Raw genomic sequence first — 392 nt, 5'->3', positions numbered from 1 at the left:
GGGGTTCCCGGGCATCCCGGCGCCCCAGGGGAGGCGCGCCGGAATTCCTTGGCTTTACGGCCCGGCGTGAGCCACGGTGACGTTCACGTTGTTCCCACCGATGGTGAGCGTGTTCGTCGCGCTGTTGCCGTAGGCCGCCGATGCCAGCGCATTGCCGTTGATCGACAGGCTGGCATTGGTCACGCCGCCAGTGTTGCCGGTGCCGCTGGCCACAGCATTGATCGCGAGCGCACCGGAGGTGACGCCGGAGCTGGCGTTGATCGCCCCGGTATTGCTCTGGTTGCTGGCAATTGCCGTGGTCGTCGGCGTCGTGCCCGTGGCCGGGCTGTTGAGCGCGGTCAGGGTCAGCGAGTTGGTCGCGGCGTTGCCATAGGCCACCGAGACCGCGCTGT

At 68.1% G+C, this 392-nt stretch carries 1 pseudogene; it reads right to left on the bottom strand.

The annotated features are described in order from the left end of the window. Nucleotides 1-54: 54 nt before the first annotated feature. Nucleotides 55-392, bottom strand: a pseudogene (locus ACODRZ_RS26860) (beta strand repeat-containing protein); the annotation flags it as partial.

The organism is Novosphingobium sp. FG90, from assembly GCF_057808725.1.
Note: the sequence above shows the minus strand (reverse complement) of the source record. Positions and strands in the feature narration are given on the sequence as shown.